Origin of the sequence: Carnobacterium sp. (genome assembly GCF_032094055.1) — a bacterium.
In the GTDB taxonomy this organism is placed as follows: domain Bacteria; phylum Bacillota; class Bacilli; order Lactobacillales; family Carnobacteriaceae; genus Carnobacterium_A.
Window position 1 is genome coordinate 1 of sequence record NZ_DAMDAK010000133.1, and the last position, 4,055, is coordinate 4,055.

At 38.1% G+C, this 4,055-nt stretch carries 3 protein-coding genes; all 3 read right to left on the minus strand.

The genetic code is table 11. The features are described 5' to 3' along the window. Window positions 1-247, minus strand: a 247-nt coding sequence (locus RT405_RS13180) for a PspC domain-containing protein (RefSeq protein WP_313470289.1), incomplete at its 3' end; no start/stop codon positions are given. A 71-nt stretch (window positions 248-318) separates the two neighbouring features. After that, window positions 319-1,893 (minus strand): daptomycin-sensing surface protein LiaX, encoded by a 1,575-nt coding sequence (liaX, locus tag RT405_RS13185; RefSeq protein WP_313470291.1) that lies wholly within the window; start codon window positions 1,891-1,893, stop codon window positions 319-321. A 326-nt stretch (window positions 1,894-2,219) separates the two neighbouring features. Continuing rightward, on the minus strand, window positions 2,220-4,055 hold a 1,836-nt coding region (gene uvrA, locus RT405_RS13190), incomplete at its 5' end, for an excinuclease ABC subunit UvrA (protein WP_313470292.1).

The window sequence follows — 4,055 nt, forward strand, 5'->3', positions numbered from 1 at the left end:
TGCGCGGTTTTTTACCAGAATGCATTCCATTAAACCCGTTGAATCCATCATAATGTGTTGAACCAGGTGCTTCAGGAATGACCAATGCTAAAATAATATAGAGAATGATAGGCGAACCTACTCCGAAAAAGATAGCAATCGCATAAATGATACGTAGAATACTTGGATCAAAGCCAAAATATTCTGCTATCCCTCCTAATACTCCGCTAACTAACCGATTATCTCTTGATTTTGTCAATTTTTTCATTTTCTTCACCTCTTAAAAGTTATATAGTTTACTGGGAAATAAGGCTTACCCTATTTCCCCAGCTGTTTATTTTATTCCGTGTCTTTCATTAAAATATTCCCTGTTGTCGTACTGACTATGATACTAACCGGTGTTCCTTCTTGATAACGTCTAAATTCAAGCAATTGATTTGTCCGATCTTTTTTCTCTTTCGTTACTTCAACTCTTTCCATCCGGTTTTGAATAGTTCCTAAGTTGCTTTTTGCATTTCCTTCAATGCTCAATTCTTTTGGTACGGAAACTTTAACCGTTCCGTTAACAGAAGAAGCTTCTAAGCGTTGCAGATCTGTTCCAGAAATTGTCACTTTAACTGTTCCATTGACAGTAGATAAGTTCGCTCCTTGGAAACTGCCGCGTGTCACAATTCCGCCGTTGATACTATTGACTAATAGATCTCTTACATCGCTGTCAACCACTGTAACAGTTCCGTTAACACCTTCTGTTTCTAACATGGTAGCAGTCAGCTTCTCAAAGTACATGTTTCCATTCGTGCATTTAGCATAGACATCTTTTCCATCAAATTCTTCGAATTTAACATTTCCATTCAGCAATTTGACAGCGGTATGGTCATATGTCCGTTCTGGCAAATAAAAAGTTACATCACAGCGAATCCGTTTATTAGGAACATGGAATAACAGTTTTTCTTCTGTTACTTCAATTGTACTCCGTTTCAAAAAGGCTTCAAATGGATTATCTGAATCAACTTTGCCATAGAATTTGATATCTGCTTCAATTTTAAGGTCTTCGCCTTGCCAATTTTTGAAAAGTACATCTCCGTTAGCCACTTTGACATCAATAATTGAAGCTGTGCTGTCTGGATAATTGAATTCATGAGTAAATTTTGTAACGGCTAAACCTGGGACGCGCACATTCACATCTTTCCAGTCTACATTTTCCATTACAGAAGAGAACGTGTTTTTCATTAATTTACCGAATTGATTCCCCACTTCCGACATTTTTCCGCTGACTTGGTTAATGGTTTCACTCGCTGCATCTTTCCAATCATCTGGCAATTCAAACTTATCTGCCAATTGTTTCTTTTGTGAATTCCATTGTTTTTGTCTGACCGAGCGTAATTGCTCCGTTAATTTTTCTTTTTCTTCTTCGTGATCGGCTAATTGTGCTTCAAGTTCTTCTATTTCATGGCTGATTTGTTTTAATTCTGGTTCTTTCTCTGCATCTAATTCATCTAAATCTTCCATAGTCTCTAAGACCATCCGCTTTTCTTTGGCTACTTTCAGCTGGTTCTTAACGTCAGTGATTTCCACATTTTTATTGTCTAATTCAACAGAGTACTTAGTTGCTTCATTGGCTAGTTCTTCTAGAATAGCTTCTAAACGCAACCGGTCTTTTTCTTGTTCTTCTGCATATTTTTCTTCCCCAGTTTGAGGTTTTTCTTCGGATGGATCTTCTGGTCTAGGTTCGTTAGGTTTTGATTCAGGAGAAGTAGGCTGTTTAGGTTCTATGGGTTTTTGAACATTTGATTGGTCTTTTTTAACTGCTTCTTCGCCTTCTTTTTTTGCAATATTTTCAAGTAAGATAAGCGCTTCTTCAGTTGAAATAATCCCTTGTTTAACTAGATCGAGTATTCTTTCTCTTTCCTTCATGTTATTGTTCCTCCTTATGATGTTCTATCTACTAGTACTTTATAAGTGGCCAGTTCTATAATTTATATGCATAAGCTTTTTTGATCTGTCTTTATTATGCTGGACTAATAGCTTTTTGTCATAGGTCTTTAGAACGATTTTCATATGGTTACTTAGTCGGAATCTCTTTGTATCTTTATTTTAACATGAAAAGGAAAAGCTTAGCCAACGAAAGACTACTAAAAATACTTTTCTAGATTATTATACACAAAAAGCGTCGTTCCTAGCTGAAGGAGCGACACTTTTGCTTGATAAATTATACTATTTCTACTTATTTGCTAGCTTTTCTATTGACGAGCATTGTCTCTAGCCAAGATTTTTTTCAAATAATAACCTGTGTGGCTGTCTGTCGATTCTGCTACTTTTTCAGGGGTTCCTGTAACTAGAATCGTTCCGCCGCCTGCTCCACCTTCTGGTCCTAGATCAATGACATAATCTGCTGTCTTGATTACATCCAGGTTATGTTCAATGACTAAAACGGTGTTTCCCGCTTCTACTAAGCGATTCAACACTTCTAATAAGCGAGCAATATCTTCTGTGTGCAGACCCGTAGTAGGCTCATCTAAAATATAAAAATTCTTTCCGTCTGATCGTTTATGCAGCTCACTTGCCAATTTCATCCGTTGGGCTTCACCACCGGATAATGTTGTGGCCGGTTGACCCAACGTGATGTACCCTAAACCTACATCAATGATGGTTTGCAATTTACGATGTATCTTAGGAATGTGTTCAAAAAAGATCACCGCTTCTTCAACCGTCATATTGAGTACTTCAGAAATGTTTTTCCCTTTATACCGTACTTCCAATGTTTCTGAATTGTATCGTGTGCCATGACATATTTCACATGGAACATACACATCTGGTAAAAAGTGCATTTCAATTTTTAGAATGCCGTCTCCTCGACAAGCTTCACAACGGCCGCCTTTCACATTAAAACTAAAGCGTCCTTTTTTATATCCTCTTATTTTGGCTTCATTTGTTGAAGCAAATAGGTCACGGATATCGTCAAACACACTAGTATAAGTGGCCGGGTTGCTGCGGGGAGTTCGACCAATCGGACTTTGGTCAATATCAATAATCTTTTCTAATTTTTCATGCCCCGTCATCTTGGTATATTTGCCAGGCTTTTGTTTAGAACGGTTGAGTTCACGAGATAAGGCTTTTTTCAATATTCCGTTGACTAGCGTACTCTTACCAGATCCGGAAACACCCGTAACCGCTACAAGTCGTCCCAAAGGAAACTTAACAGACAGGTTCTTTAAATTATTTTCAGCTGCCCCTGTAATCTGTATAGCTCCTTTATCTTCTTCCCGACGTTTTTTTGGTACAGGAATAAATTTTTTCCCAGATAAATAAGCACCTGTTAGTGAGTTTGGGTTATGTGCAACTTCTTCTGGTGTACCATAGGCGATAATTTCGCCGCCTTTTTCACCAGCACCTGGACCGATATCGATTAAATAATCAGCGGCCAGCATAGTATCTTCATCATGTTCAACGACTACCAAAGTGTTTCCTAAATCCCGCATTTTCTTTAATGATTCAATCAGCCGGTTATTGTCTCGTTGATGCAAACCAATAGAAGGTTCATCTAGGATATACAGCACACCGGATAAATTCGAACCGATTTGAGTAGCTAAACGAATACGCTGCGCTTCTCCGCCAGATAATGTCCCTGCTCTTCTGCTCAATGTTAAATAATTCAATCCCACGTTGCTCAAAAAGCTCAATCGGTCGTGAACTTCTTTTAAAATCGGTTTAGCAAGCATACTTTCTTGAGACGAAAGAGACAATTCTCCAAAAAAGCCCATTGCTTCTTCAATTGGGTAATCACTGACTTCTCCAATATCCTTGCCAGCTACTTTTACAGCTAACGCTTGGCGGTTTAGCCGTTTTCCTTTACATGTTTGACAAGTTAATTCTGTCATATACAAACGCATTTGGTCTCTTGTAAAATCACTATTGGTTTCTTTGTAGCGTCTTGCAATGTTGCGCAGTACGCCTTCAAAAGGAATATCCACATCTCGAATGCCGCCAAAGTCATTTTTATAGTGGAAATGAAATAAGGCACCATTAGATCCCTCTAAAATAAATCGTTGTTCCTTTTCAGTCAACTTTTCAAACGG

Excerpts from the sequence above, each read along its gene's own strand:
- liaX (WP_313470291.1), bottom strand. The coding sequence starts at position 1,893 with ATGAAGGAAAGAGAAAGAATACTCGATCTAGTTAAACAAGGGATTATT.